This is a genomic window from Sandarakinorhabdus sp. FBCC-B8862, assembly GCF_059745315.1.
Window position 1 is genome coordinate 2085501 of the sequence record NZ_CM185574.1, and the last position, 25506, is coordinate 2111006.

General features: G+C 67.5%; 24 protein-coding genes. 11 read left to right on the forward strand and 13 right to left on the reverse strand.

Annotation, left to right across the window (positions count from 1 at the left end; genetic code table 11):
- Positions 1-3: 3 nt before the first annotated feature.
- Positions 4-936, reverse strand: coding sequence for a tyrosine recombinase (locus tag AC6BOR_RS10120; RefSeq protein WP_498058328.1), 933 nt, complete (start codon positions 934-936; stop codon positions 4-6).
- Positions 933-2717: a hypothetical protein gene (locus AC6BOR_RS10125; RefSeq protein ID WP_498058329.1), complete on the reverse strand. Its 1785-nt coding sequence runs from the start codon at positions 2715-2717 to the stop codon at positions 933-935. The genes AC6BOR_RS10120 and AC6BOR_RS10125 overlap by 4 nt, the downstream gene beginning before the upstream one ends.
- Before the next feature lie 25 nt (positions 2718-2742).
- Here AC6BOR_RS10125 and AC6BOR_RS10130 point away from each other — a divergent pair, with 25 nt between their 5' ends.
- Genes AC6BOR_RS10130 through alr form a run of 3 tightly spaced genes read left to right on the forward strand, consistent with a single transcriptional unit; the run spans position 2743 to position 5683 of the window.
- Positions 2743-3330: a shikimate kinase gene (locus AC6BOR_RS10130; RefSeq protein WP_498058330.1), complete on the forward strand. Its 588-nt coding sequence runs from the start codon at positions 2743-2745 to the stop codon at positions 3328-3330.
- Positions 3327-4421, forward strand: coding sequence for a 3-dehydroquinate synthase (gene aroB, locus AC6BOR_RS10135; protein ID WP_498058331.1), 1095 nt, complete (start codon positions 3327-3329; stop codon positions 4419-4421). The genes AC6BOR_RS10130 and aroB overlap by 4 nt, the downstream gene beginning before the upstream one ends.
- Positions 4418-5683 carry an alanine racemase gene (gene alr / locus AC6BOR_RS10140; protein WP_498058332.1) on the forward strand — a complete coding sequence of 422 codons (1266 nt, stop codon included), beginning with the start codon at positions 4418-4420 and terminating at the stop codon, positions 5681-5683. Before aroB ends, alr begins: the two co-directional genes overlap by 4 nt.
- 3 nt (positions 5684-5686) lie before the next feature.
- On the opposite strand, the gene AC6BOR_RS10145 is transcribed toward alr, so the two are convergent.
- Both AC6BOR_RS10145 and AC6BOR_RS10150 read right to left on the reverse strand, forming a co-directional pair.
- Positions 5687-6592: an alpha/beta hydrolase family protein gene (locus tag AC6BOR_RS10145; RefSeq protein ID WP_498058333.1), complete on the reverse strand. Its 906-nt coding sequence runs from the start codon at positions 6590-6592 to the stop codon at positions 5687-5689.
- A gap of 20 nt (positions 6593-6612) precedes the next feature.
- Entirely contained in the window at positions 6613-8223 is a 1611-nt protein-coding gene (locus AC6BOR_RS10150; RefSeq protein WP_498058334.1) for an alkaline phosphatase D family protein, read from the reverse strand.
- A 70-nt stretch (positions 8224-8293) separates the two neighbouring features.
- Here AC6BOR_RS10150 and AC6BOR_RS10155 point away from each other — a divergent pair, with 70 nt between their 5' ends.
- The gene (locus tag AC6BOR_RS10155) at positions 8294-8464 is read left to right on the forward strand and encodes a DUF2256 domain-containing protein (RefSeq protein ID WP_094473281.1); all 171 of its coding nucleotides are present in this window, start codon (positions 8294-8296) and stop codon (positions 8462-8464) included.
- Between the two features lie 25 nt (positions 8465-8489).
- Positions 8490-9266, forward strand: coding sequence for a class II aldolase/adducin family protein (locus AC6BOR_RS10160; RefSeq protein ID WP_086115227.1), 777 nt, complete (start codon positions 8490-8492; stop codon positions 9264-9266).
- Between the two features lie 7 nt (positions 9267-9273).
- On the opposite strand, the gene AC6BOR_RS10165 is transcribed toward AC6BOR_RS10160, so the two are convergent.
- A complete protein-coding gene (locus AC6BOR_RS10165) occupies positions 9274-10545 on the reverse strand; it encodes an aminotransferase class V-fold PLP-dependent enzyme (protein ID WP_498058335.1) in 1272 nt (423 codons plus the stop codon).
- A gap of 128 nt (positions 10546-10673) precedes the next feature.
- Between AC6BOR_RS10165 and AC6BOR_RS10170 the strand changes: the two genes are divergently transcribed.
- The gene (locus AC6BOR_RS10170; RefSeq protein ID WP_498058336.1) at positions 10674-12764 is read left to right on the forward strand and encodes a sodium-translocating pyrophosphatase; all 2091 of its coding nucleotides are present in this window, start codon (positions 10674-10676) and stop codon (positions 12762-12764) included.
- A 491-nt stretch (positions 12765-13255) separates the two neighbouring features.
- Here the strand turns inward: AC6BOR_RS10170 and AC6BOR_RS10175 are convergent, their stop codons facing one another.
- Entirely contained in the window at positions 13256-13771 is a 516-nt protein-coding gene (locus AC6BOR_RS10175) for a styrene oxide isomerase (RefSeq protein WP_498058337.1), read from the reverse strand.
- A gap of 3 nt (positions 13772-13774) precedes the next feature.
- Positions 13775-14653 (reverse strand): metal-dependent hydrolase, encoded by an 879-nt coding sequence (locus AC6BOR_RS10180; protein ID WP_498058338.1) that lies wholly within the window; start codon positions 14651-14653, stop codon positions 13775-13777.
- 80 nt (positions 14654-14733) lie between these two features.
- Between AC6BOR_RS10180 and AC6BOR_RS10185 the strand changes: the two genes are divergently transcribed.
- Complete coding sequence (locus tag AC6BOR_RS10185; protein ID WP_498058339.1) at positions 14734-15324, forward strand: TetR/AcrR family transcriptional regulator; 591 nt, start codon at positions 14734-14736, stop codon at positions 15322-15324.
- Positions 15325-15330: 6 nt separating this feature from the next.
- Here AC6BOR_RS10185 and AC6BOR_RS10190 read toward each other — a convergent pair whose 3' ends face one another.
- Both AC6BOR_RS10190 and AC6BOR_RS10195 read right to left on the reverse strand, forming a co-directional pair.
- Positions 15331-15522: a hypothetical protein gene (locus tag AC6BOR_RS10190; RefSeq protein WP_498058340.1), complete on the reverse strand. Its 192-nt coding sequence runs from the start codon at positions 15520-15522 to the stop codon at positions 15331-15333.
- Between the two features lie 108 nt (positions 15523-15630).
- On the reverse strand, positions 15631-17151 hold the full coding sequence (locus tag AC6BOR_RS10195; protein WP_498058341.1) for a cryptochrome/photolyase family protein: 1521 nt from the start codon (positions 17149-17151) through the stop codon (positions 15631-15633).
- Between the two features lie 140 nt (positions 17152-17291).
- Between AC6BOR_RS10195 and AC6BOR_RS10200 the strand changes: the two genes are divergently transcribed.
- The gene (locus AC6BOR_RS10200; RefSeq protein ID WP_498058342.1) at positions 17292-18527 is read left to right on the forward strand and encodes an acyl-CoA dehydrogenase family protein; all 1236 of its coding nucleotides are present in this window, start codon (positions 17292-17294) and stop codon (positions 18525-18527) included.
- 221 nt (positions 18528-18748) lie between these two features.
- Here the strand turns inward: AC6BOR_RS10200 and AC6BOR_RS10205 are convergent, their stop codons facing one another.
- A complete protein-coding gene (locus AC6BOR_RS10205) occupies positions 18749-19864 on the reverse strand; it encodes an acyl-CoA dehydrogenase family protein (protein ID WP_498058343.1) in 1116 nt (371 codons plus the stop codon).
- A 54-nt stretch (positions 19865-19918) separates the two neighbouring features.
- Positions 19919-21127, reverse strand: coding sequence for an acyl-CoA dehydrogenase family protein (locus AC6BOR_RS10210; RefSeq protein ID WP_086115237.1), 1209 nt, complete (start codon positions 21125-21127; stop codon positions 19919-19921).
- A gap of 121 nt (positions 21128-21248) precedes the next feature.
- Between AC6BOR_RS10210 and AC6BOR_RS10215 the strand changes: the two genes are divergently transcribed.
- The gene (locus tag AC6BOR_RS10215) at positions 21249-21470 is read left to right on the forward strand and encodes a hypothetical protein (protein WP_094473269.1); all 222 of its coding nucleotides are present in this window, start codon (positions 21249-21251) and stop codon (positions 21468-21470) included.
- Positions 21471-22023: 553 nt separating this feature from the next.
- Here AC6BOR_RS10215 and AC6BOR_RS10220 read toward each other — a convergent pair.
- Positions 22024-22509, reverse strand: a complete 486-nt coding sequence (locus AC6BOR_RS10220; protein WP_498058344.1) for a CinA family protein — start codon at positions 22507-22509, stop codon at positions 22024-22026.
- A 109-nt stretch (positions 22510-22618) separates the two neighbouring features.
- Here AC6BOR_RS10220 and AC6BOR_RS10225 point away from each other — a divergent pair, with 109 nt between their 5' ends.
- Positions 22619-23359 (forward strand): hypothetical protein, encoded by a 741-nt coding sequence (locus AC6BOR_RS10225; protein ID WP_498058345.1) that lies wholly within the window; start codon positions 22619-22621, stop codon positions 23357-23359.
- Here the strand turns inward: AC6BOR_RS10225 and AC6BOR_RS10230 are convergent.
- Positions 23350-23964: a 2-hydroxychromene-2-carboxylate isomerase gene (locus AC6BOR_RS10230; protein WP_498058346.1), complete on the reverse strand. Its 615-nt coding sequence runs from the start codon at positions 23962-23964 to the stop codon at positions 23350-23352. The two genes, AC6BOR_RS10225 and AC6BOR_RS10230, sit on opposite strands and share 10 nt — an antisense overlap.
- Before the next feature lie 80 nt (positions 23965-24044).
- On the opposite strand from AC6BOR_RS10230, the gene AC6BOR_RS10235 reads away from it, so the two are divergent.
- The gene (locus AC6BOR_RS10235) at positions 24045-25499 is read left to right on the forward strand and encodes a hypothetical protein (RefSeq protein WP_498058347.1); all 1455 of its coding nucleotides are present in this window, start codon (positions 24045-24047) and stop codon (positions 25497-25499) included.
- Positions 25500-25506: the final 7 nt, after the last annotated feature.

A 25506-nucleotide genomic window follows, 5' to 3' on the forward strand; every position in this document is an offset into this window, starting at 1 on the left:
TGGTTATTGGGCGGATTCGCCGCGCTTTGCAACGCCATCGGCCAGCGGATGCCGGCTGTTGACCAGCTCCACCAGCGCGGCGGCGGCGACATGGGTATAGATTTGCGTGGTGGCGATATCGGCATGGCCCAGCAGCATCTGCACGGCGCGCAGATCAGCGCCGCCGTCCAGCAGATGGGTGGCAAAGGCGTGGCGCAGCACATGGGGCGAAATGCGCGCCGGCGGGATGCCGGCATCGGCGGCCAGCGCCTTCACCAGCTGCCACAGCCGCAGCCGGGTCAGATGCCCGGTGGCGCCCCGGCCGGCGGGAAACAGATATTTGCTGCTTTCGGGCACATGTGCGGCCCAGGCCAGCACGGCGGCTTCGGCGCGGCGGCTCACCGGCACCAGCCGTTCCTTGTTGCCCTTGCCCAGGATCACCATGTGGCCGCGCCCGGCCCGCACCGCGCCGCGCGGCAGGCTGACCAGCTCGCTGGCACGCAGGCCCGAGCCATAAAGCAGCTCGAACAGGGCGGAGAGGCGCAGCACCGCCGGGTCATCGGGCCGGGCGGCCTGGCGTTCTGCCAGCGCCGCAAACAGCCGCTCGACATCGCCGCTGCCCAGGCTTTTCGGCAGCGGCCGGGCGCTTTGCGGCAAGGCAAGGTCGCGGCCGGGATCATCGCCGCGCAGGCCATCGGCCATCAGAAAGGCAAGGAACTGGCGCACGGCCGAGGCCTTGCGCGCCGCACTGGCCCGCGCCAGCGGTGCCCAGTGGCGCGCCAATTGCGCCAGCGCCGCCGCATCGGCCGCCGCCAGCCGGCCGCCCAGCCAGTCGCTGGCCTGCGCCAGATCGCGGCCATAGGCGAGCAGGGTGTTTTTGGCGGCGCCACGCTCACTGGCGAGATGATCGAGGAACAGCGCGATGGCCTGCCGGTCACTCAACGTCTCTGGGATCACGGCATCGCCGTCCGCATCACCGCTTCGGCGGCGAGCAGCCGCGCCTCCTGAACACGGCCAACGGCGACCAGCGCGGCCAGGATCGCCTCCACATGCGCGGGCGGCACATCGGCCCACCCGCCGCTGCCGGCCGATTGCAGGCCGGTGGCGGCCAGCAGCATCACCTCGCCCGCGGCACCGCGCCGGGCGGCGGCGGCCAGGGCGGCGGTCCAGCGGTTGCTGATGACGCGCACCCGATCCTGCTTTGCAGCGGCCCAATCGCTGCGGGGATTGAGCCCGGCCAGCGCTGCCGCCAGCATCGCCTCTCCATGGGCAGAGGCGCCGGCCAGTTTCATGAAATCCCGATAGCCCGAAAGGCTGGCCGGCTGCGCCCCGGCGACGGCGAGCAGCGCCCAGGCCCGCGCCTTCACCGCCCTATCGGCATCGGCCGCCACCGGCCACCAGGCGCGGGCGCGCGCCACGTCTCCGGCGGCGAGCAGCGCGGCAATCAGCCAATCGGCCTGATCGGCGAGCGCGGCATCCGGCTTCAACGCGGCGGCGGCCCCGGCGGTTTCCAGCAGCGCGCCAAAATCCCGGCCATCGCCGCGCAGGGCCGCAATGGCAGCACCGCGCGCTGATGCGCTGCCGCCGGTGAAGGCATCGCGCAGATTGGCGGCGCGGCTGCCGGCGGGAAAGCCGCCGCTGGCATCGGCCGGTGACAGGGCGGCGATGCCGCTGGCCAGTTCCTGCGTTGAAAGCGCGCCCATGGCCGCGGCCGGGCGCAACAGGGCGAGGCGGGTGGCTTCGGGCAGGCCGGGGTTGCGCACCGCCCAGCCGGCATGGGCCGGGCCCAGCGCCGCCAGCCGGTCTGCCGGCACGGTCACCCCGGCCGCCGTCGCGACGCCATAGCGATAGAGGGTGAGGCCGGGGGCCTCTTCCCAATTGATGCCGTCCGCCCGCCCGGCGCCACCGGCCAGCACCACCACGCGGGCGGCAAGGCGCACATCGAAACTGGCGACCCGGCCACGCTGGCTGCGCAGCGCGTCCATCAGATTGGCGGCGGTGATATCATCCCCATCCATCGCCGCGCACATGCCCCAGGCCAGATCCCACAAGGGCGATGGCGACAGGGCGCGGCCGGTGGCGGCAATGGGGCACAGGCCGGCCAGATCGCCGGCGGCCAGGCTCACCTGCGCGGCGGCCTGATAGGTGGCGGGGGTGTAACGGTCCACGGGCAGCGCATCGATCAGCCGGCGCGCGCCATCAACAATGCCCAGACGGAGCAACAGGCCGGCACGCGCCGCCACCCAATCGCCGTCGTTGATGCCGGCCGGCGTGGGCGCACGGGTGAGGAGGGCGCGGCTGACCATGATCGTCGCCCATCGCGACGCTAGCGGGCGTGCGATGCGATCGGCCAGCGTGCCGACAAAGCGGCCATTGCTGCCCGAAAAGGCGGTAATGGCCAGGCCGCCGGTGCCGGGGCCGAGCGTCCCGATCGGCGCGCCCGGCGGCAGCACCACGCCGCCGGCAAAGGGATCGGCCACCGCCGGCGCGGGGGCCAGCGCGTCGGCCGGCAGCAGCGGGGTTTCGCCGGGGGCGGGTTCGGCTGGCGGCGGCGCCAGGCCGGGCAAGGGCGCCGCCGGGGTGGCGGTGGGGGCCGGGGCCGGCGTGTCAAAACCTGGTGGCAGCAAGGATTTGGGCGAATCCTGTTTCTGGCTGTTCACCGGCGCGGCCAGGCCAAGGGCACTGGCCAACAGCATGGCGCGAACAGGCATGGGGATGCGCTTGCTTGCAGGGTTCATGCCCCGGTGTATAGCGTTGCAGGCAATGGACGGCGACCCGAAAATCCCCGAACCGGGCGTGAGCCCGGCCGACCGGCTGGCGCTGGCGGCACGCCGGCCGATCACGCTGATCGGGCTGATGGGCGCCGGCAAATCCAGCATCGGCAAGCGGCTGGCCGACCGGCTGGCGCTGCCCTTCGTGGATGCCGATGACGAGATCGTGCTGGCGGCCGGACTGTCCATCCCCGAGATTTTCGAGCGCTTTGGCGAGGCGCATTTCCGCGACGGCGAACGCCGGGTGATCGCCCGGCTGATCGATGGCACGCCCAAGGTGATCGCCACCGGCGGCGGCGCCTTCATGAATGAGGAGACCCGTGCGCTGATCCTGGCCCGCACCCAGGCGGTGTGGCTGGATGCCGATATCGCCACGCTGGTGGAACGGGTGCGGCGGCGTGGCGGCCGGCCGCTGCTGGCCGGGCGCGATCCGGGGCAGGTGCTGCGCGATCTCGCCGAGGTGCGCAATCCCGTCTATGCGCTGGCGCCAATCCGGGTGGCCAGCAAGGCCGGCCCGCATGGCGACACGGTGGATGCGATCATCACCGCGCTGGCCGGTGCCAATCAGGAGCAGCCATGATCGTTGATGTCGCGCTGGGCGACCGGTCCTATCCCATCCATATCCGCCCCGGCCTGTTGGGCGATGCCGCCGCCGTGCTGGCGCCGTTGGCGCGCGGCCATCGCCTGGTGGTGGTGACCGACGAAACCGTGGCCACGCACCATTTCGCCACGCTGGCCGCTGGCCTGCCCGGCATCAGGCTGGAGCCGATCGTGCTGCCGCCGGGCGAAGCCACCAAGGATTGGGCGCATCTGCAGCTGGTGGTGGAGCGGCTGCTGGCGCTGGGGGTGGAGCGCAGCGATGCCGTGGTGGCGCTGGGCGGCGGCGTGATCGGCGATCTCGTCGGCTTTGCCTGTTCGATGCTGAAGCGCGGCTGCCGCTTCGTGCAGGTGCCGACCACCCTGTTGTCGCAGGTCGACAGCTCGGTGGGCGGCAAGACGGCGATCAACGCGGCGGCCGGCAAGAATCTGGTCGGCGCCTTTTACCAGCCGGTCGCCGTGCTGATCGATCCGGCCGTGCTCGCCACCCTGCCGCGCCGCGAACTGATGGCCGGTTATGCCGAGGTGGTGAAATATGGCCTGATCAACGATGCCGGCTTCTTCGCCTGGTGCGAAGGCCATGGCGCGGCCGTTCTGGCCGGCGACAGCGACGCGCAGATCCACGCCATCGCCCACAGCTGCCGCGCCAAGGCCGCCGTGGTGGCGGCCGATGAGCGCGAGACCGATGATGTGCGCGCCCTCTTGAACCTTGGCCACACCTTTGGCCATGCGTTCGAGGCCGAAACCGGCTTTTCCAGCCGGCTGCTGCACGGCGAGGCGGTGGCGCTGGGCATGGTGCTGGCGCACCGGCTGTCGGCCCGGCTGGGCCTGTGCCCGGCAAGCGACGCGGCGCGGGTGACGGCGCATCTGGCCGGGCTCGGCTTCGTGACCGAAGCGCGCGACCTTGGCCTTGATTGCAGCGCGGCCCGGCTGGTCGATCACATGAAGCACGACAAGAAGATGAGCGCCGGCCGGCTGGCCTTCATCCTGACCCGCGGCATCGGCCGCAGCTTTGTCTCGCGCGATGTTGAACTGGCCGAGGTCGAGGCGTTTCTGGCGGGCGAGCAGGCGTGATCGGCCGCCGCGCCCTGCTCGCCGGTCTGGCAGCAGCGGGGGCGGGGCATGCCTTGGCGGCGCCAATGCTGCGCGCCGACAATTTCGGGCTGACCCCGGCCAGCGCCGCACGGCGCAACGGCTGGATCGAGGTGGATGCCGCGGCCTTCACCGCCAACATCGCCCGGGTTCGCCGCCTGATTGGCGGCAGCCGGCTGTGCGCGGTGATGAAGGCCGATGCCTATGGCAATGGCATCGCGCTGCTGATCCCGGCGGTGATCGCGGCCGGCGTCGATATGGTGGCGATCACCGGCAATGACGAGGCGCAGGTGGCGCGTGACCTCGGCTATCGCGGCCGGCTGCTGCGCATCCGCACCGCGACGCCGGACGAGATGGAAGACGGCCTGGCGCTGGGCATCGAGGAGCTGGTGGGCAATCGGGAGGCAGCGACGCGGCTCGATGCGCTGTGGCGGCAGCGCGGGGCGGCGGCGCCCCTGCCGGTGCACCTGGCGCTGAACAGCGGTGGCATGTCGCGCAACGGGGTGGAGCTGGCCCATGCCGCCGGCCAGGCCGATGCCCGCGCCCTGCTGGCGCTGCCCGGCCTGCGGATCACCGGGGTGATGACCCATTATCCCGGCGAGGCGGCCGACGACATCATGGGCCAGCTGGCGCGTTTCCGGGCGGATCTCGCCTGGCTGCAGGCGCACGGCCTCGCCACCGACCGGCTGCTGCGCCACACGGCCAACAGCTTTGCGAGCCTGATGCACCCCGAAACCCGGCTCGACATGGTGCGGGTGGGTGGGCTGCTCTATGGCGATCCCGGTTCGGTGAAGACCGATGACTTCCTGCCGACGATGACCATCAAGTCACGCGTTGCCGCCCTCAATCCCTATCCGGCCGGGCAAACGGTGAACTATGACCGCATCTGGCGGCTGGAGCGGGACAGTCTGCTGGCCAACATCCCCTTGGGCTATTCCGACGGCGTGCGCCGCAGCCTGAGCCGCGGCAACCGGCTGGAATTTCCGGCCGAGCAACGGCCGGCGACACAGGTGCTGATCGGCGGCCGGCGCTTTCCGGTGGTCGGGCGGGTGACGATGAACACGCTTATGGTGGACGTGACCGACGCGCCGGGCGCGGTGCGGCTGGGGGACGAGGTGGTGCTGTTCGGCGCGCAAGGGGCAGAACGCATCACCCAGGCTGAACTGGAAGCCAACAGCCAGGCTTATGGCCCGGAACTGCTGGCCGTGCTGGGCGCCAGTCTGCCCCGGGTTTTGAAGGGTTGAGGCCTATTTGTGTTCCCAGCGGTCGGCCGGGGGCAGGCCGGGGTTGGCCAGCACGGCATCGGCCGCCGCATCATCCAGCAGCCAGCGCCGCCAGAAGGCGGTCGAAAGCCGGATCACCTCCGCCTCCACCCGCTGGCCCAGCGCCGTCGTGGCCGGTCGGTTGCCGGCAAACATCATGTGGGTCGCATCGCCGAAAAGCGCCATATATTTGCGCCCATCGGCCGGCAGCCCGCGCCACACCGTGGTGCGGCGGGCCACCGCATCATCATCGCCGCCATCGCGGGTGCCGGTGACGACCAGATAGGGCCGGCCGATGCCGCCAAAGATGGCAGCGGGATCGCCGGGTTCCAGCTGGCTGCCGCTCAGGCCGATGAAGGCACGCGGCCGCCGGTCAATCTGGCCGCGTTCGCCGCCAAAGCGCTGCCCGGCCAGCGCCTGCACCGTCCACGCCCCCAGGCTGTGACCGGCGACGCCGATCCGATCCTGATCGATGCGGGCGAGGTCGCAGGCCCCTTCCCGCGGGCGGCGCGCCAGCTCGTCCAGCACAAAGCCGATGTCGCCGGCCCGTTGCATCATGTGCAGGCCGCTGGTGGCATAAAGCCGGCGTTCGGCCTGATCGGGCCCGGGGGCATAGGCGACATCGTCGCTGCCGGGGTGCTGCACCGCGATCACCGCCAGCCCGGCGGCGGACCAGGCCCGCGCCCACACGCCGCCGCCGCTGGTGGTGGCCCCCATGCCAGGCGTCCAGATCACCAGCGGCACGCGTGCGGGCACCGATGGCAGATAAATGCGCACCGGCACCACGCGATCGCGCACGGCATCGCGCCACGCGGCCACGCAAATGGTGGTTGCGGTCACGCTTCGCGCCCAGAATAGCGCCCACAGCAACAGGCCGGCCCGGATCAACACGGCCGCGCCATAGCGCAGGATCAGGCCAGCGTCATCTTGCGTTTGTCAAACTTGACGACGGCCGCCTGCGGTGCGCTGGTGGCGGTTGATGCCGCCTTGATGGTTTCCATGAACACCCAGTCGCAGCGGGTTTCCCCTGCACTGAAGCTAAGCGTGAGATAGCCGCGCCGGCTGGTGTCACACCACTGCAGACCCGGCGAGCTTTGCAGCAGACCAGCGCGGATCACCGCCGGATCGGCCGCCAGCGACGACTCATAGCCCGGCGATGTCACGGATTGCACACCGAATTCGGCTGCGACCGGCTTGCCATCCAGGCTGTGGTTGAAGGCCCAGGCATTGTGGCTGTCGCCAGCGATCACGATGGGATTGGCGCCAGCATCGCGCATGGCGGCGAGCAGCCGGCGCCGCGCCTGCGGATAACCGGACCACATGTCCTGCGCGCCGGGGATGCCGGCCTGGGCGGCGGCAATGCCGCCCTTCACATAGGCCTGGGCGCGGGCATCGGCATTGGGGCCCAGCCATTCAACGGCCTGTTTTGGCGTGAAGATATCGCCCATCACCACCTGCTGGGTGATCAGTTGCCAACGCTGGCCGGATTTCACGCTGGCGGCGATTTCGCTCGCAAACCAGGCCTCCTGCTCGGCCCCCAGGATGGTCCGCGCCGGGTTCTGCCATTCGCCGGACTGGAAGGCCTTGATGCCATCCGGCCCGGCGCGCAGGGCGGCGTTGAGGTTCAACTGCTGGTCGCGGCCGGTCATGCGGGTGTCGAGCGTGATCACCGACAGAAGATTGCCGAAATCCAGCCGCTGCCACGGCCGTTCCGGGCTCATCAGCCATTCGCGGTGGGCCTTCACGGCCGCATCACGGCGCAGGCTCCACACGCCTTCGGCCGGCTGGTGATTTTCCGCCCCACCCTTCCAAGTGTCGTTGGCGAATTCATGATCGTCCCAGATGGCGATCATCGGATAGCGGGCGTGCAGCGCCTGCAAGGCCGGATCGGCGCGATAGCTGGCATAACGCTGGCGATAATCATCGATGATGATCAGCTCGTCGGCCGGCAGGATTTCGCGGCCCGGCATCACCACCGGCGGATACACGCCGACCATATATTCATAGATATAGTCGCCGAGGTGGATCACCGCATCCAGATCATCGCGCGCCGCTGCATGGGCATAGGCGTTGAAATGGCCGAACGGCCGGTTGGAACAGGAGAAGACCCCGAGCTTCAGCTGATCGATACGGCCGGCCGGCAACGTCTTGGTGCGGCCCAGGGTGGATTGGCTGCCATCGGGTGCCGTGAAGCGATACCAGAGCCACTTGCCATCGGGCAGGCCGGTCAGTTCGGCCTGGGCGGTGCCCCAGGTCTCGGGGCCGGCCACCGCTTCGGCGCGGGCGATGATGCGGGCCATGGCATCATCCTCGGCCACCTCCAGCTTCAGCGTGGTGGCAGCGCCGGTCACGCTGGCATAGCGCGTCCACAGCTTTACCGTGCCGGCGCCGGTGGGGGTGGAGGCCACGCCATGGGTGAAGCCGCTGGCCGGCCACAGCCGCGCAAGCGCCGGGCGCACCGGCAGGATCAGGCCGGCCGCCGTGGCCGACAGGAAGGCGCGACGATCAAGTGCAGGACGCATGGCCGATTCCCCTTTAGATGTTGCCGCCATTAAACCCGATATTGTGACATTTTCGAGGGGCCAGCACGCAATGCCCAAAATGCGGTCCAAGGCCGATCTGCCCAGCAAGGATTGCGCTGCCTGCGGCCGGCCGTTCAGCTGGCGGAAGAAATGGGCGCGCGATTGGGAGAATGTGCGCTATTGTTCCGATGCCTGCCGCAGCGGCGCCTATGGACGGGCGCGCGCCGGCACGACAAAATGACTGCCAGTCCCTGGGGAGGAATCACATGGCCACGCAACTGAAAACGCCATCGGTGAAGGATCAGGTTTCGGCCGAGGAATGGGCGCTGCGCGTCGATCTGGCCGCCGCCTATCGCCTGGTTGCCCATTATGGCTGGGATGATCTGATCTTCACCCATCTCAGCGTGCGCGTGCCGGGGCCGGAGCATCATTTCCTCATCAACCCCTATAATCTGATGTTCGAGGAGATCACCGCATCGAGCCTGGTGAAGATCGATGTGAACGGCCACCCCGTGATGGAAACGCCCTATCTCACCAACCCGGCCGGCTTCACCATCCATTCGGCCATTCACATGGCCCGCGAAGACGCCCATGCCGTCATTCACCTGCACACACCGCACGGCCAGGCGGTTTCTGCCCATGCCGAAGGCCTGATGCCGCTGACCCAGACCGCCATGCTGATCCGCGACGAGCTGACCTATCACCATTATGAAGGCGTCGCGACCGACCTCGACGAACGGGAACGGCTGGTCGAGGATCTGGGGCCGACCAAGACGGCGATGATCCTGCGGAACCATGGCACCCTCACCGTTGGGTCCACCGTGGCCGAGGCCTTCATCAAGATGTATTTCCTGGAACGGGCCTGCGAGGCGCAGATCCATGCGCTGGCCGGCGGCCAGGATCTCATCAATCACCCGCCGCAGGGCACGCCGGAAAAGGCCGCCGAACAGGGCCGCGACGGGCTGAAGATCGTGGGCAACATGCTGGCCTGGCCGGCGCTGCTGCGCAAGCTCGACCGGATCGATCCCAGCTTCCGCGACTGATCGCCCCTCAGCGGGCGATCTTCGGCACCAGATCCTTCAAGGCCGCGACCAGCTTCGCGCAATCATCCGGCGTGGTGAACAGCGCCGGCGTCACCCGCACGCAGGCCCCATCGGCCAGGCCGGTGCGGTGCACGGTGTTGACGCCATATTCGGCCAGCAGCCGATCGGTGATGGCGATATTGTCGGCCGTGCTGGTGTGACCGGCAATGCGGAAGCTGGTGATGGCGCCAAAGGTGGCCGGATCATCGCCGACCATGATCTCCAGCCCCGAAAGCCCCCTGAGCGGCTTGACCCACAGGTTCCTGAGATATTGCAGCCGGGCCAGCTTCATCGGCACCGGCAGCACCCGATCCTGAAAATCCAGCGCGGCCGGCAGGGTGAGCTGCGGGGCATAATCCAGCGTGCCCTGGTGCAGCTTGGCCTGCACATCATCGGGTTTGGCATCCGGTTCGGCGGCGGCCGGCGCGATCATCGGGCCAGCACCGGGGCGGATCCAGAAACCGGCCACGCCCACCGGGGCGCCGGTCCATTTGTGGAAGTTGAGCACCACGGCATCGGCACCGAAATCCGGAATGGTGAAGGGGCGCATGCGGAAGCTCTGCGCGCAATCGACCAGCACCATGGCCCCGGCCGCCCTGGCCAGCGCCGCAATCTCCGCCACCGGCACAACCATCCCCGATTTGTGGGTGCCGTGGGTGAGGAGGACGAACTTCAGCTTCGGCGTCGCCTTGATGGCGGCGGCATAGGCGGCGATCACATTGTCCCGCGTCGGCGCCCGCGGCAGGTTGATCATCACCGGCCGGGCGCGCCGGCTTTTCGCCAGCGAACGCATGGCGTTGTGGCTGGTGTCATAATCGGAGTCCGACCAGAGGATGGCATCCCCCTCGCCCACGACCTGGACCTGGGTGATCAGCGCCTGCAACGCTTCGGCGGCGTTGCGGCAAAATCCGATCTCTTCGGGCTGCACCCCCATGGCCTGCGCGGCGCGGGCCTTCACCACCTCCTGATCCTTGCGCATGGCGCGGCGGGCATAAAGGCTGGTGTCGCGGTTCAGCCGGGCCAGGATGGCACGATGCGCTTCGGCCACAGGCAGCGCCATGTTGCCCCAATAGCCATGCTCCAGCTGGGTCACCGGACCCATCTGCGGATAGAGCGCGGCGATGCGGGCCCAGCCGGCCTCGTCATCGGGAGCGATCATCCCGGCGGGCAGCGCGGCCCCCACCGGCACCGCGGCCGCCCCTGCCAGCATAAGCGCACCGCGCCGTGTCACGTCCATCATCTCTGCCCCCTCATCCTTTGGCCAACAGCCTCACCTCTTTGCTTGCGTTCGGCAAAACCCATGTCATGCTGCGACAAAATGACCGACCCGTGCAAACACGGGCGGACCACATCAGGGGAAGGGGAACCATGGATAGCGTTGTTCTGGCCATCATATGCGGATTGGCCGCGGTCGTTTACGGGTTGCTGACATCACGGCAGGTGCTGGGGGCATCGGCCGGCAATGAGCGCATGCAGGAAATCGCCAAGGCGATCCAGATTGGCGCCGGCGCCTATCTCACCAAGCAATATACCGCCATCGCGGTGGTGGGCGTGATCGTCGCCGGCCTGGTGGCAATGTTCCTGGGGGTGATTCCGGCCATCGCCTTCGTGCTGGGCGCGGTGCTGTCGGGCGCCACCGGCTTCATCGGTATGAACATCTCGGTCCGCGCCAATGTCCGCACCGCCGAAGCGGCGCGGCAATCGCTGCAGGCCGGCCTCACCATGGCGTTCCGGTCCGGCGCGGTCACCGGCATGCTGGTCGCCGGCCTCGCGCTGCTGGCCATCGCCGGCTATTTCTATGCGCTGATCTCGTCAGGCCTGGAGCCGACCAGCCGCGCCGTCGTCAACGCGCTCGTTGCGCTGTCGTTCGGCGCCTCGCTCATCTCCATCTTCGCCCGGCTGGGCGGCGGCATCTTCACCAAGGCGGCCGACGTGGGCGCCGACATGGTGGGCAAGAACGAGCTCGGCTTTGACGAGGATGATGATCGCAACCCCGGCGTGATCGCCGACAACGTGGGCGACAATGTCGGCGATTGCGCCGGCATGGCGGCCGACCTGTTTGAAACCTATGTCGTCACCATCGGCGCCACCATGGTGCTGTGCGCCCTGCTCGTCGGCGGGCCGGATGCCGCCAAGCTGATGGGCCTGCCGCTGCTGGCCTGCGGCGTGTGCATCATCACCTCCATCATCGGCACCTTCTTCGTGCGGCTGGGCGGCGGGTCCATCATGGGCGCGCTTTACAAGGGCCTGATCGTCACCGGCGTGCTGTCGGTGCCGGCGCTGTGGTTCGCCACCGAGGCCGTGTTCCCCGACATGAACGCGGTGATCGGCGGCGAAGGCGTTGGCGATGGCTTCACCGGCCAGTCGCTGTTCCTGTGCATGCTGATCGGCCTTGTTGTCACCGCGCTGATCGTTTGGATCACCGAATATTATACCGGCACCGAATATCGGCCGGTGAAATCCATCGCCAAGGCGTCTGACTCCGGGCACGGCACCAACGTGATCCAGGGCCTGGCCGTGTCGATGGAATCAACCGCGCTGCCCACTCTGGTGATCGTCGCCGGCATCATCGCCACCTACAAGCTGGGCGGCCTGATCGGCATCGCCTTTGCCGCGACCTCGATGCTGGCCCTGGCCGGCATGATCGTGGCGCTCGATGCCTATGGCCCCGTCACCGACAATGCCGGCGGCATCGCCGAAATGGCCGGCCTGGAAGGCGAAGTGCGCAACCGCACCGATGCCCTCGACGCGGTGGGCAACACCACCAAGGCCGTCACCAAGGGCTATGCCATCGGATCGGCCGGCCTTGCCGCGCTGGTGCTGTTTGCCACCTACACCAACGATCTGAAGGAGTTCTTCGGCACCGTCGCCGTCGATTTCTCCCTCGCCAACCCCTATGTCGTCGTCGGGCTGCTGCTCGGCGCGCTGCTGCCCTATCTGTTCGGCGGCATGGCGATGACGGCGGTGGGCCGCACCGCCCAGGCGGTGGCGCAGGATATCCGCGCCCAGTTCCGCGAAAACCCCGGCATCGCCACCCGCGCCGTGAAGCCGGACTATGCCCGCACCGTCGGCCTGGTCACGGCGGGCGCCATCAAGGAAATGGTGGTCCCCTCGCTGCTGCCGGTGCTCGCCCCGGTCGCGGTCTATTTCGCCATCACTGCCGTCGCCGGCCAGGGCAACGGCTTTGCCGCCCTGGGCGCCCTCCTCATGGGCGTCATCATCTCCGGGCTCTTCGTCGCCATCTCCATGACCAGCGGCGGCGGCGCGTGGGACAACGCCAAGAAGGTGATCGAACAAGGCGCCTACGGCGGCAAAGGCTCCCCCGCCCACCAGGCGGCAGTGACCGGCGACACCGTGGGTGACCCCTACAAGGACACCGCCGGCCCGGCCGTGAACCCGATGATCAAGATCACCAACATCGTGGCGCTGCTGCTGCTCGCCGCGCTGGCCGGGGGTTGATCCCTCCTCCCCTCCCGCCTGCGGGAGGGGCCGGGGGGTGGGAACACCACGAACCTCACACCACCAACTTCACAAGGGGCGGCCCATCGGCCGCCCCTTCTTCATTGCTTCGCCAAAAGGCCCAATTCCACGCATCCAACGCCCGCCAACGTCGGCCCGTTTCCCCCCTTTTTTCGCATCTCACCGGATTTTGACGCCACCCGGCTTCATTTGACACAATTGACGAAAATTCCGGGATTCCGGATTTTTTCGCTTGGTTATCAAGGCCTAAATCCAACAGCCACGCCGCGATGATACCCGGTTGGGCCCGTGTAGGACAGAGAGCCAAGCAAGCGGCCTCCGGCGGGCAGGGGCGAGGCCCCTGCACCTGCTTTTGACAGGCCTGAAGTTACTGAGGCGGATTGGGTTGGCGCGCTTGTGGTTCCGACGGACAGCCGCCAGCAAACGGGTGTGCCGGCCTGCGACCCTGCCCGCTGGAGGCTTCTTCTGCCTTACCCCGCCGGCATCGCCTTCACCGCACGCCACACGCCGATCACGGCGAGGGCGAAGCAGATGTGGACGGCGACGAGGGGGGGCCAGCCGAAGAGGAAGATGATGTTGTTGGCGGTGATGTTGCCGGGGAAGGGTCCGTTGTTCCAGGCGAGGCCGCGGGTGCCGGCGAGGGCGTTGGCGGCGGCGGGGACGGTGAAGAGCCAGGCGGTGGTGAGGGCGCTGGCGACGAAGATGCGTTGTTGGCGGGGGGAGAGGAGGAGCCAGCGGCCGCCGGCGCTCCAGCCCATGAGGAGGAGGCCGTGGGTGATGGCTTCCATATGGGCCATGCGCCAGGCGCGGCTGTCGCCCGGCACGTGCAGTTCGATGGGGGGGATGAGCGGCCAGGCGACGAGCTGGCCGAGCAGGGCGATGAACCAGTGCCAGCCGACGATGAGCGAGAAGGCGAGCAGCAGGGTGCCGTTGAGGAAGAGCAGGGCGCGGCTGCGTTCGGGGAGCGGGGCGGGTGTGCTGTTCATGGCTCAGGCCGCCGCGATGCAGACGGGTTCGGCGTGGGCGAGGCGGTGGGTGTCGAGCGTGGCAAGGCCGGGATCGCCCTGGTGGTGCTGACGCCACCAGGCCTGGGCCCAGGCCGGATCGGGCACCTGGCGCGGATCATAGCCGGGGCGCAGCACGGCGAGGAAGCGCGGGGTGAGGCGGCGGAAGATGCGGGCGAGCAGGCGCCAGGTGGCGAGGCGGGAGCGCCAGTGCCACCACAGGCCTTCCTGGTGGAGCAGGGCGGCATAGCCCTGGCGGGTGCGGGCCATGATGTGGACGGTGGCAAGGATCAGGCCCCAGATGCGCCAGAAGTAGCGCCCGTCGAGGGCCTTGAACACATCGTAGGTGGCCGATTTGTGTTCGATCTCTTCCACGAAGTGCCAGAGGATGAGCGAGGCGACGGCGGGATCGGCGCGGCCGAACAGATGTTCCCGATCTTCGATCAGCATGTGGCCGATGGCCAGCGCCATGGCTTCGAAGCCTTCGGCATAGGCGAGGTTGAAGGTGAAGCTGCGGCGTTTGGCGAAGCCGGCATAATCGGCCTTCAGCCTTGCTTCCATGGCGGGGACGGCGGTGTAGCCCATGTCGGCGAGGCGGCGGTTGAACTGCTGGTGCTGGCGATAATGGGCGGCCTCTTGCCCGATGTAGAGATCGATATCGGCGAGCAGGCGCGGATCGCTGATGCGGGCTCGGGCCTGGCGCATCGTGTCGATCAGATAGGGTTCCAGATAGGGCATGGCCAGCGAGGCGGCGTTGACGATGTGGCTGAATTGCGGGCGCAGCGGGTTCCAGTGGCCGCCCAGGGTGGCGGCGAAGCGGAAGGCCATGCGACGCACGATCATGCGTGGGCTGGTGGTGGCCATGGTGCGAATCCCCCCTTATTGATAAGATACACAATAAGCTTGTTGTGGCTTTTGTCAATAAGCCCCGGTAGAACGGTGGCATGAGCGCCAAGCCCGCCCGCACCCGGTTGTTGCCGGCCGATCGCCGTGCCCAGTTGATGGGGCATGCCATCGCCTGTTTTGCCGATCATGGCATTGCGCGCGCCACCCACACACAGGTGGCGGCGCGGGCGGGGGTTTCGGTGTCGGCGGTCTATTCCTATTTCCGGACGCGCGGCGATCTGGTGGCGGCGGTGCTGGCGGCGGTGGCCGATGCGATCCGGGCGATGCTGGCCCAGGCGGCGCGGCCCGGCGTTGGCGTGCGCGAGGCGTTGACCGTGCTGGCCCGGCACACGGCCGACATGGCGGTGGAGCAGCCGGACGCGGTGCGGGCGTGGCTGGATTGGAGCACGGGCGTGCGCGCCGACGTGTGGCCGCGGTATCTGGTGCTGCAGGCGGAATTGCAGGCGCATGTGCGGGCGATCCTGGCCCCGGCGGCGGCCGATACGGCGCGGGCGGCGATGGCGGCGCGGCTGTTTGTGGGCGGGGCGCACACGCTGGCGCTGTTGCGGTTCGAACAGGTGGAGGATGCGGCGCTGGCGCTGTTCATCGATCAGATGGTTGGCGGCACGCTGGCGGCGATTGCCGGTTGAGCGCGATCAATCGTCATCCTCGACCGCGCCGCCCTGTTTGAGCAACTGGCGGGTGAGCAGGCCGGTGTAGCGGCGTTGGCGGCGGCGGGCCTTGGTGGGGTTGGCGCGCCAGCCTTCGCGCTTGTCGATGACGGCATGTTGCAGGTCGTCGGCCTGGGTGATGTCGTCGGCGTCGTGGGGGGAGGTGCGTTTGGGCATTCTGGTCCTCTGTGGGTGGGGGTTGGCCCCCTCCGCCTCCCTGTGGTCGGCACCTCCCCCAGAGGGGGAGGATCTATCGGCGCGCCCAGACGGGGAGGATCTGTGGGCTCAGGCCAGGGTGGCGAGGAAGTGGGCGGCCTGGGTGCGGATGCGCTGCTGTTCGTCGGGGGCGAAACGGCGCCAGCCATCATACATGCGCCAGAGGCGCTGGTTGCTGGACAGGCGCTCCTCGTGGCGGGCGAGGAAATCCCAATAGAGGCTGTTCAGCGGGCAGGCTTTGGGGCCGGTGCGCTGCTTCACGTCGTACCGGCAGGCTTTGCAGTGGTCGCTCATGCGGTTCACATAGGCGCCGCCGGCAGCATAGGGCTTGGTGGCCATCAGGCCGCCATCGGCAAACTGGCTCATGCCGATGACGTTGGGTGCCTCCACCCATTCGATGGCATCGGCATAGACGGCGAGATACCAGCGGTGGACTTGCGATGGATCGGTGCCGGTGAGCATGGCGAAATTGCCGAGGATCATCAGGCGCTGGATATGGTGGGCCATGGCGTTGCGGCCGGTGGCGCTGACGGCCTCAGCCAGGCATTTCAGGTCGGTGGGCGCGCCCCAGAACAGGGCGGGCAGCGGGCGCGTGGCGGCGAGATGGTTGCGCGCGGTATAGTCTGGCCCGGCGAACCAATAGAGACCGCGGACATATTCGCGCCAGCCGATGATCTGGCGGATGAAACCTTCGACGGCGTTCAGCGGGGCGTGACCGGCGTGGTAGGCGGCTTCGGCGGCGCGGGCGACCTCGAGCGGGCCGAGCAGGCCGAGGTTGATGGCGGGCGAGAGCAGGCTGTGGTTGAGCACATCCTCGCCGGTGACCATGGCATCCTGATAATCGCCGAAGCCGGCCAAGCGGTGGGTGATGAAATCATCGAGCGCGGCAAGGGCTTGGGCGCGCGTGACCGGCCAGGCGAAGCTGGCGGTGGTGCCGAAATGATTGTGGAAGCGGGCGCTGACGAGGGCGAGCACGTCAGCCGTGATGGCATCGGGGGCGAAGCGGACGGGGGCCGTGAAGCGCTGGCCCCTGGGCACGGATTTGCGGTTTTCGGTGTCGAAGTTCCATTGGCCGCCGATGGGCTGGTCCCCGTCCATGAGGAGGCCGGTCTGGCGGCGCATGATGCGATAGAAATCCTCCATGATCAGGCGTTTGCGCGGGGCGGCCCAGGCGGCGAACTGGTCGATGCTGCAGAGGAAGCGGTCATCATCGAGCAGGGTGACGTTCGGCCAATGCTGCTGTGCTGTGAGCACACGCCATTCGCCGGCCTTCACCGCCAGGGTGCGCGCCGTGCCATGCCGGGCGGCGGCGCGGGTGACTTCGCCGGACAGGCTGCCGGTGTTGGCGGGATCGTCGAGCGGGACATAATCGACCCGCCAGCCGGCCTGCCGAAGTTCTTCGGCGAAATGGCGCATCGCGCTGAAGAACAGGGCAATCTTCTGCGGGTGATGGGGGACATAGGTGGCCTCCTCGGCCACCTCCATCATCAGGATGACGGCATCGGATTTCGCTATGGCTTTGAGGCTGGCGAGGTTGTGGCTGAGCTGATCGCCAAGGATGGGGACAAGCGTGGGGACAGGGGTGGGCATGGGCCTGCTCTCGGGCTGACGGTGCAGCGCGGCAACCGGGCGTGGTGTCGCGTGGCATGCCCACCCCCTCCCGCAAGCGGGAGGGGAACTGGCGGCGCATTGGCGTAAGCTTGGGCCTTGTTGAGGGGGGAGATCAGGCCATGTCGATCGATTTCGAAATTCCAGCCGAAGCCAAGGCCATTCGCGCGCGGGTGCGGCAGTGGGTGGAGGATGAATGCCGGCCGGCCGAGCAGAAGCTGAAGGACGGCGCCGATTACAAGACGGTCTTGGCCGAGCTGCGGGCCAAGGCGCGCAGCCAAGGCCTGTGGCTACCGTTCATTCCCAAGGAGCATGGCGGCATGGGGCTGGGCCCGCTGGCCAATGCGCTGGTGCAGATGGAATTGGGGCAGAGCCACCTGGGCGCGCTGTCGATGAACAGCCAGGGGCCGGATGATGCCACCATGCTCACCCTGCTGGCGCATGGGACGGAGTTTCAGAAGGAGAAGTTCCTGAAACCCCTGCTCAACGGCGAGAAGCGGGTGTGCTATTCGATGACCGAGAAGGCCGCCGGCGCCGACGCGACGGGGATGCGCACCACAGCGGTGAAGGACGGCAACGAAAATTATGTGCTGAACGGCGAGAAATGGTTCTCGTCCGCCGCCAGCGCCGCCGATATCGCCGTGGTGATGGCACGCACCGATCCGGATGCGCCGCGCCACCGGCAATTCTCCACCTTCATCGTGGAGCTGCCCAACCCCGGCTACATCATCAAGCGCGACATCAAGACGATGGCGATCGAGGGCCCGCTGTCCCAGGTGATGGGCGGCGGCCACAGCGAGATCGAGATCAGGGACCTGGTGGTCCCGGCCGAAAATCTGCTGGGCGGTGAGGGCAATGGCTTTGCCATGGGGCAGCACCGCCTCGCCTATGGCCGGCTGCGGCACGGCATGCACAATGTGGCCATGGCGCAGCGCGCGCTTGATCTGGCCACCGCGCATGTGACGAGCCGCGAGACGTTCGGCAAGCCGCTCTATCAGCGCCAGGCGGTGCAGTTCATGCTCGCCGAATGCGCCAGCGAGCTTTACATGGCGCGGCTGATGCTGCTGCACATCGCCTACAAGGCGGAAAAGGGCCTGGATCTCCGGCAGGAAAACAGCATCGCCAAGGTGTTCCTGGCCCATATGGTGCACAAGGTGGTGGACACGGCGATCCAGCTGCACGGCGCGCTGGGCTATAGCCAGGACACGCCGCTGGCCAGTTGGTACACCCATATCCGGTCGCAGCGGCTGGTCGATGGGCCGGACGAGGTGCACCGCTGGACGGTGGGGCGCAATGTGATCAAGGCCTTCCAGGCAACGGGGACGACGGCCTCGGCGGCAGGGGGTGATTTGATTTAGAAAGGTCGGGATGCCTCCGGCAGGCAGGGGCTGAGCCCCTGCACCCACTTTTGCTTGGCTTCGGTCCCAGCCTTCGACGATTGGCGCAAAACCAGTGAACGGGTGCAGGGGTCACCCCTGCCCGCCGGAGGCATTTTCCTTCGTCTCAACGAAAAGGGCCGGGCTTGTGGCCCGGCCCCCTTGCGTCGCTGCGCGACACCTCCCCCAGAAAGGGAGGATTTTTACGCCGCCAGCGTGAGGTTTTCGTAGCGCGACAGGTGGAAATCCACGCTGCCGAACTGGTTTTCGATCAGGGTCGCGCGCTTGAAATAATGGCCGACGGCCAGTTCCTGGGTGATGCCGATGCCGCCGTGGATCTGCACGGCGTTCTGGCCGACGAACTTGGCGGCCTTGCCCACCTTGGCCTTGGCCATCGAAACCGCGGCGGCGCGTTCCGGCGTGTCGAGCTTGAGCGTCGCCATCATGGTCATCGAAACGGCCTGTTCGACTTCCATGAACATGTCGACCAGCCGGTGCTGGATCACCTGGAAATCGCCGATGGCCTTGCCGAACTGCTTGCGCTGCTTGGCATAATCCAGCGTCTGCGCATGCAGCACCTTGAGCACGCCGCAGGCTTCGGCGCACAGGGCAACCGTGGCTTCATCAACGATGCGCTCCACCAGCGGCAGAGCATCGGCGGCCAGCACATGGGCGTCACCCACGGCGACATTCTCGAAATAGACTTCGCTGGCCGAGGTGCCATGCACGGTGAGATAATCGCGGCGGGTGATGCCGGCGGCATCGGCCGGGATCAGCAGCAGCGCGATGCCGCCAGCGTCGCGCTGGGCGCCGCCGGTGCGGGCGGTCACCAGCAGATGGGTGGCATTGCTGGCATGTTCCACCACGGCCTTGTGGCCGTTCAGCTGGCCGCCCTTCAGCGTGGTGGTGACATCGTTCAGGTGGAAACGGCCCTGCGGTTCATAGGCGGCAAAGGCGATGCGAACACTGCCGCCGATGATGCCGGGGATCAGCTCGTCAGCGATGGCACCGCCCACCGCCTTCAGCGCGCCGCCGCCGATGACGACGGTGGACAGATAGGGTTCCAGCACGATGGCGCGGCCCAGTTCTTCCATCACCACCATGTTTTCGACCGGGCCGCCGCCCAGGCCGCCATGGGCTTCGGAGAAGGGGGCGCAGAGGATGCCGAGCTCTTCGGCAAAGGCGGTCCACACCGCCGGGTTCCAGCCCTTGCCTTCGCGAACGGTCTTCTGCCGCGTGTCGAAATCATAGGTGTTGGCCAGATAGCGCGACAGCGAATCGCGCAGCATGGTCTGTTCTTCGGTGAAATTGAAATCCATGTGTCTTCCCCAAGGAAAAACGCCCCGGCGCAGGCCGGGGCGTTCCAGATCGTGTCAGAGGCCCAGAACCATCTTGGCGATGATGTTGCGCTGGATCTCGTTGGATCCGCCATAGATGCTGGTCTTGCGCATGTTGAAATAGACCGGCGCGACGCGGCGGGCGCTGTCCGGGCCGACGGCGAAGCTGTTGTCGCCTTCGCCCATCGAGCGGAAATAGGGCGCGCCATAAACACCGGCAGCTTCCAGCGCCAGTTCGGTCAGCCGCTGCTGGATCTCGGTGCCCTTGATCTTCAGCAGCGAGGATTCCGGCCCCGGGCCCTTGCCGGCGCTTTCACCGGCGAGCGTGCGCAGCTCGGTATATTCCAGCGCGGCGAGATCGACTTCCAGCTCGGCCACCTTGCGCTTGAAGAAGGGGTTGGCCAGCAGGCTTTCGCCGCCATCGGCAGTGTTGCGGGCCACATCCTTGATCCGCTCGACATTGCGCTTGGAGGCGGCGACACCGGCGATGCCGGTGCGTTCGTGCGCCAGCAGGAACTTGGCGCAGGTCCAGCCCTTGTTCTCGTGGAACACGCGGTTTTCCACCGGCACGATCACGTCTTCCAGCCAGACTTCGTTCACCTCATGCTCGCCGCCCAGGGTGATGATCGGGCGCACGGTGATGCCGGGCGTCTTCATGTCGATGAGAAGGAAGCTGATGCCTTCCTGCATCTTTGCGGTGGGATCGGTGCGGACGAGGAAGAAACCCCAATCGGCATGCTGCGCCATCGTCGTCCAGGTCTTCTGGCCGTTGACGCGATAATATTCCTTGCCGTCGTCGCCGGTGAACCGCTCGGCGCGGGTGCGCAAGGACGCGAGGTCAGAGCCCGAACCAGGCTCCGAATAACCCTGGCACCACCAATCCTCGCCGGACAGGATGCGGGGCAGGAACTTGGCCTTCTGCTCCGGCGTGCCGAAGGTGTAGATCACCGGGCCGACCATCGACAGGCCGAACGGCATCAGCCGCACACAATCGGCGCGGGCGGTCTCCTCCGACCAGATATAACGCTGCGTCGCGGTCCAGCCGGTGCCGCCATATTCCACCGGCCAGGCAGGCGCAATCCAGCCCTTCTGGTGCAGCACCTTGTGCCAGGCGAGGAAATCCTGCTTCTCCATCTCCTCGCCCTCGTCGATCTTGTCGTGCAGATAGGCGGGATAATGGTCGCGGATGAAGGCACGCACTTCCTCGCGGAAGGCGACATCGGCGGCGCTGAAATTCAGATCCATGGCTTTTCTCCCCAGCACATAGGTTGACGTTTACGTAAACCCGATTCGGAGGCGCGGCAAGCCTGTGAATTTTGCCGCTGCGGCGGCTTGTAGCGGGGCCCGGCATCCCCACATCGGGGGCATGATGAACGCCCTTTCCATGATCGTCGGCTTCGCCTCGCTGGGCCTGGCCTTCTTCGCCTTCCTGCCGCTGCTCGGCTGGGCCAACTGGGCGATCATCCCGCTCGCCATGGTCGGCGTCGGCCTCGGCTTCCTGTCCGGCAAACGTTCTGGCGTGATGCTGAACCTGGTGGTGATCGCCATCGGCGCGTTCCGCCTGTTCATGGGCGGCGGGGTGTTGTGAGGGTGGTTTGAAGAAAAAAGGGCCTCCGGCGGGCAGGGGCAAGGCCCCTGCACCCATTTTCGTTTTCGGGTGTGCTGGTGGGAGGTGCGAGCGATACGTGGACGCGGTGGAGACTGCACTGCGTCCTAGCTGCGGTAGTCCGAGTTGTTGACTGACGTATGGTCTCGACCGCAATGACCACAGAACTGCCGTGGCCAAGGCGTATATATGCCACCAAAGCCTTTCTTGCTCTTGAAAGGAGAAAGGCCGCAATCTGGGCAACGGAAGAAATATGCCACCAAAGTTCCGAAAAAAACCACAACCATAAGAGCAATGATAATTTCTGAATTTCCAAACAATCGGAATATATTATCTTGAAAATTCATTGCAATCAACGAAGAGATCACAATAAATATTTGTAGGAGCCAGCTTTTCCAGTAGAGTGACATAAATTGAAAATATCATGCCTCAACTGATCGCACAATGGCGGCATGCCAACTCAACCTTCGTAAAGCATGGCCTGAAAACAAACGGGTGCGCCGGTCCGCGACCCTGCCCGCCGGAGGCTCATTTTTTACCCCAACTGCTCCCCCAACAACTCCAGCGCCGCCAAGGCAAAGGCCAGCATGTTGGCCTGGCGGTCGGTTGATCCGGTTGCGATGGTGCGGGCCATTTGCACCGGGCCGCTCACCGCCACCACGTCGTGGCCGGCGGCGTGGCCATAGGGGTTGCCGTTTGGCCCGGCCGCGCCGGTTTCGCCGATGCCCCAGGTGACGCTGTGTTGCTTGCGGATGGTTTCGGCCATCAGCAGGGCAAAGGGTTCGGTGGCCGACATATACCCGCGCACATCCTCGCGGCGCAGGCCGAGCAGGCGGTGGCGCGCGCGCGGGGTGTAGACGACGGCGCCGCCCAGGTAGAAGGCCGAGGCACCGGGCACGCCGAGCAGGGCGGCGGAGATCAGCCCGCCGGCGGCGGATTCGGCCACGGCCACGGTTTCGCGGCGGGCGACAAGCCGGGCGCCGATGCGCGCGGCGGTGGCGAAAAGCGGTTCCATCGTCATGCCGGCAGCTTGGCCGCTTGGCGCCGTGGTTGCAATGCACGGGCAATGCACGGGCACGGCAAGGGCCAAGGCGCTGGCCATGGCGCGGCTTTGCTGCCATTTCATCGCCTTGACCGCGCAACCCGCCCGCAACAGCCGTTTTTTCCTGATTTCGGGCTGGGCGATGGTGGCCCTGGCGCTGGTGAGCTTTCCCTTCACCTATTTCGGGCCGATGGCCGAGGGCTCCCGGCGCTTTTATGGCCTGCTGCATGTGCATGGCGCGCTGTGTTTTGTCTGGCTGCTGCTTTACGCCTGGCAGGTGCAGCTGGCGGCCCAGCGCAAGCTGGCGCGACACCGGGAATGGGGCATTGCCGGGGCGTGGCTGACGGGGGCGGTGCTGTTCACCGGCGTGCCAATGATCGCCGCGGCCGCCATGCGGCGCATCGCGGCGGGCGATCCAGCGCCCTATTTCTATTCGGCCTATAATCTGGTCGATCTGGGCCTGTTCACCCTGATGAGCAGCCTGGCGCTGCTCACCGCCAGCCGCCGGCCCGATTGGCACCGGCGCTTCATGCTGGGGGCCGGGGTGGCGCTGTTCGTGGCGGCCGGCAGCCGTTTGATGCTGGTGTTGCCGCCAGCGCCGCCGTGGACCGATCTGGGCAGCGCGGCGCTGGGCGATCTGCTGCTGGTGGCGCTGGCCCTGTCGGATCGCCGGGCCGGCCCCGTGCATCCGGCCAGCTGGCTGCTGCTGCTGGTGATGGTTCCGGCGCATCTGTCGGCCCCGCTGCTGGGCAACAGCGCGCTGGTGCGCGATCACATCGCCCCGGCGTTGGTGGACATGATGGCGGTGGCGCCGCCGGATCAGCGCTGAACCCGCGCCATCGCCTCGCGCACCAGCAGAATCCGGTCCTGCCCGAAATACATGTCGGTGCCGCCCGCATAGAAGGTGGGGGTGCCAAAGCCACCGCGCGCGATCAGTTCATCGGTGTTGGCGCGCAATTGCGCCTTGCGTTCCGGGCTGTCGGCTTCGGCCAGCGTGGCGGCGGGATCGAGCCCGGCGGCGCTGCAGGCCTCTGCCAGCACATCGGGCTGGCTGATGTCGCGATCCTCCCCCCAATAAAGCTGGAAGACGCGGCGGGCGAAGGCTTCGCAGGCGCTGGCATCGGCAGCCACCAGGCAGGCGCGCATGGCCCGCGCGCTGTTCACCGGAAAGATGCTGGGGGTCCATTTGATCGCCAGGCCCGACCGGTTGATCCAGTCGTGCAGATCCTTGGTGAAATAACGCGCCTTGGGCACCACCGGCTTTGAGCGCATTTCATACACGCTGGGGTTCACCGTGTTGAACACGCCGCCCACCAGGAACGGCCGGAAACACACGCCAAACCCGTCTTCGCGCGCCGCCGCACACAGGGCTTCAAATCCCAGATAGGTCCAGGGGCTGGAACAATCGAAGAAAAATTCCACCTGTGCCGTCATGCCCCTCTCCCCAAATGCAGGATGATAGTTACTGTGGTCGCATGATGCGATGTTTCAAACCGGCCTTTTTGTTGGCTCCATTGGCGGCGCTGTTGATTGCCGCGGCCCCGGCGCCCCCGGCGTCCGCCCCGCCGCGGGAGGCGCAACTGGCCCGCGCCGCCGAGCTGCTGGATGCCGGCAAGGCCGATGAGGCGCTCACCATCCTGAACGGCCTGCTCGCCGCATCCGATCTTCCGGCCGACAAGGGGCAGGTGGAAGGGCTGCGCAGCTTTGCCCTGGCCCGCGCCGGCAAATTTCCCGAGGCGCGCACCGCCATCGAATTCGCGGTGGATGCGGCGATGACGCCCACCGCCCTGTTGATGCGGCAGTTGTTCGTGCTGCGCGCCTTGACCGATGATGTGCCCGCCGCCGGCCAGGCGCTGCAGCTGATCGCCGCCACCGATCCCAAGTGGCTGGCCGAACTGCCGACCGAGCTGGTGAGCGCCGTGCTGGCCGACACGAAGGAGGATGACCGCAAGTTTGACCTGGCGCTCACGCTGGTCACTGCCGGCTATGCCCCGGCGGATCAGACGGTGGCCGATGGCGACGCGCTGCGGCTGATGGTGATTGCCGGCCTCGCCCGCCGCGACCGGCTAGACGAGGCGCAGCCGGTGATTGCCGCGCTGGTCAACACCGTGTCGGTGGTGCGTCTGGCGATTGACCGCCGCTTCCAGGCGCTGTGGCCAGGGCTGGAAGCCCGGCTTGGCCCCGGTGCCGACACGGCGGATGCCGCCTTCATCAAGGCGGCCGAAGCCGCGCTGGCCAAGGCGCCGCAATCGATCGTGGCGCGCGCCGGCGTGGCGGAGGCGCTGAACATCGCCAGCAAGGAACCCGAAGCGCTGGCCCGCATTGCCGATATCGGCGCCACACCGGAAGCGCTGGCCGCCATGAACGACCGCGAATTGTGGGCGGTCAGCCTGAAGGCCAATCTTCTGGCCGATGCCGGCCGCACCGATGAGGCGCTGGCGGCGCTGGATGCCGTGGCGGCGCTGCCGGTTGAAAGCCACCCCAACGCCGCCGCCTTCCGCATCATCGCCGCCGACATGGCCGAAGAGGCCGGCCGCCACGCCGATGCCATCAAGCGGGTGGAGGCCATTGATGCCAAGGGGCTGAACCCGTTCGGCACCCAGGCGCTGGCCAGCATCCGCGCCTGTGCGCTGGCGCGGCTGGGCCGCACCGCCGATGCGACGGCCGCCGCCGCCGGCCTGCCGCCGGGCTGGATCGCCGATGGCAACAACCGCGCCGTGCAGGCCGCCCTGGCCTGCCTGGGCCGCATGGATGCCGCCGCCGCGCTGCTGATCAAGCGGCTGGAGGCTGACGACAGCCGCGACGATGTGCTGTTCGAACTGCAGCCCTTCCTGATCGCCGACCGGCCGACCGCGCCCGACCGCGCCACCAAGGCGGCGCTGCGCATGCTGAAGGCCCGGCCGGATGTGAAGGCCGCCTTTGCCAGATATGGCCGCGATCTGCCGGCCGTCGTGGCCCCGCCGCGATGACGGCGGC

Coding starts and splice junctions, on each gene's coding strand:
- AC6BOR_RS10125 (WP_498058329.1), bottom strand. CDS start 2,717: ATGAACCCTGCAAGCAAGCGCATCCCCATGCCTGTTCGCGCCATGCTG.
- AC6BOR_RS10130 (WP_498058330.1), top strand. CDS start 2,743: ATGGACGGCGACCCGAAAATCCCCGAACCGGGCGTGAGCCCGGCCGAC.
- aroB (WP_498058331.1), top strand. CDS start 3,327: ATGATCGTTGATGTCGCGCTGGGCGACCGGTCCTATCCCATCCATATC.
- AC6BOR_RS10150 (WP_498058334.1), bottom strand. CDS start 8,223: ATGCGTCCTGCACTTGATCGTCGCGCCTTCCTGTCGGCCACGGCGGCC.
- AC6BOR_RS10155 (WP_094473281.1), top strand. CDS start 8,294: ATGCCCAAAATGCGGTCCAAGGCCGATCTGCCCAGCAAGGATTGCGCT.
- AC6BOR_RS10160 (WP_086115227.1), top strand. CDS start 8,490: ATGGCCACGCAACTGAAAACGCCATCGGTGAAGGATCAGGTTTCGGCC.
- AC6BOR_RS10165 (WP_498058335.1), bottom strand. CDS start 10,545: ATGATGGACGTGACACGGCGCGGTGCGCTTATGCTGGCAGGGGCGGCC.
- AC6BOR_RS10170 (WP_498058336.1), top strand. CDS start 10,674: ATGGATAGCGTTGTTCTGGCCATCATATGCGGATTGGCCGCGGTCGTT.
- AC6BOR_RS10175 (WP_498058337.1), bottom strand. CDS start 13,771: ATGAACAGCACACCCGCCCCGCTCCCCGAACGCAGCCGCGCCCTGCTC.
- AC6BOR_RS10180 (WP_498058338.1), bottom strand. CDS start 14,653: ATGGCCACCACCAGCCCACGCATGATCGTGCGTCGCATGGCCTTCCGC.
- AC6BOR_RS10185 (WP_498058339.1), top strand. CDS start 14,734: ATGAGCGCCAAGCCCGCCCGCACCCGGTTGTTGCCGGCCGATCGCCGT.
- AC6BOR_RS10190 (WP_498058340.1), bottom strand. CDS start 15,522: ATGCCCAAACGCACCTCCCCCCACGACGCCGACGACATCACCCAGGCC.
- AC6BOR_RS10195 (WP_498058341.1), bottom strand. CDS start 17,151: ATGCCCACCCCTGTCCCCACGCTTGTCCCCATCCTTGGCGATCAGCTC.
- AC6BOR_RS10200 (WP_498058342.1), top strand. CDS start 17,292: ATGTCGATCGATTTCGAAATTCCAGCCGAAGCCAAGGCCATTCGCGCG.
- AC6BOR_RS10205 (WP_498058343.1), bottom strand. CDS start 19,864: ATGGATTTCAATTTCACCGAAGAACAGACCATGCTGCGCGATTCGCTG.
- AC6BOR_RS10210 (WP_086115237.1), bottom strand. CDS start 21,127: ATGGATCTGAATTTCAGCGCCGCCGATGTCGCCTTCCGCGAGGAAGTG.
- AC6BOR_RS10215 (WP_094473269.1), top strand. CDS start 21,249: ATGATGAACGCCCTTTCCATGATCGTCGGCTTCGCCTCGCTGGGCCTG.
- AC6BOR_RS10220 (WP_498058344.1), bottom strand. CDS start 22,509: ATGACGATGGAACCGCTTTTCGCCACCGCCGCGCGCATCGGCGCCCGG.
- AC6BOR_RS10230 (WP_498058346.1), bottom strand. CDS start 23,964: ATGACGGCACAGGTGGAATTTTTCTTCGATTGTTCCAGCCCCTGGACC.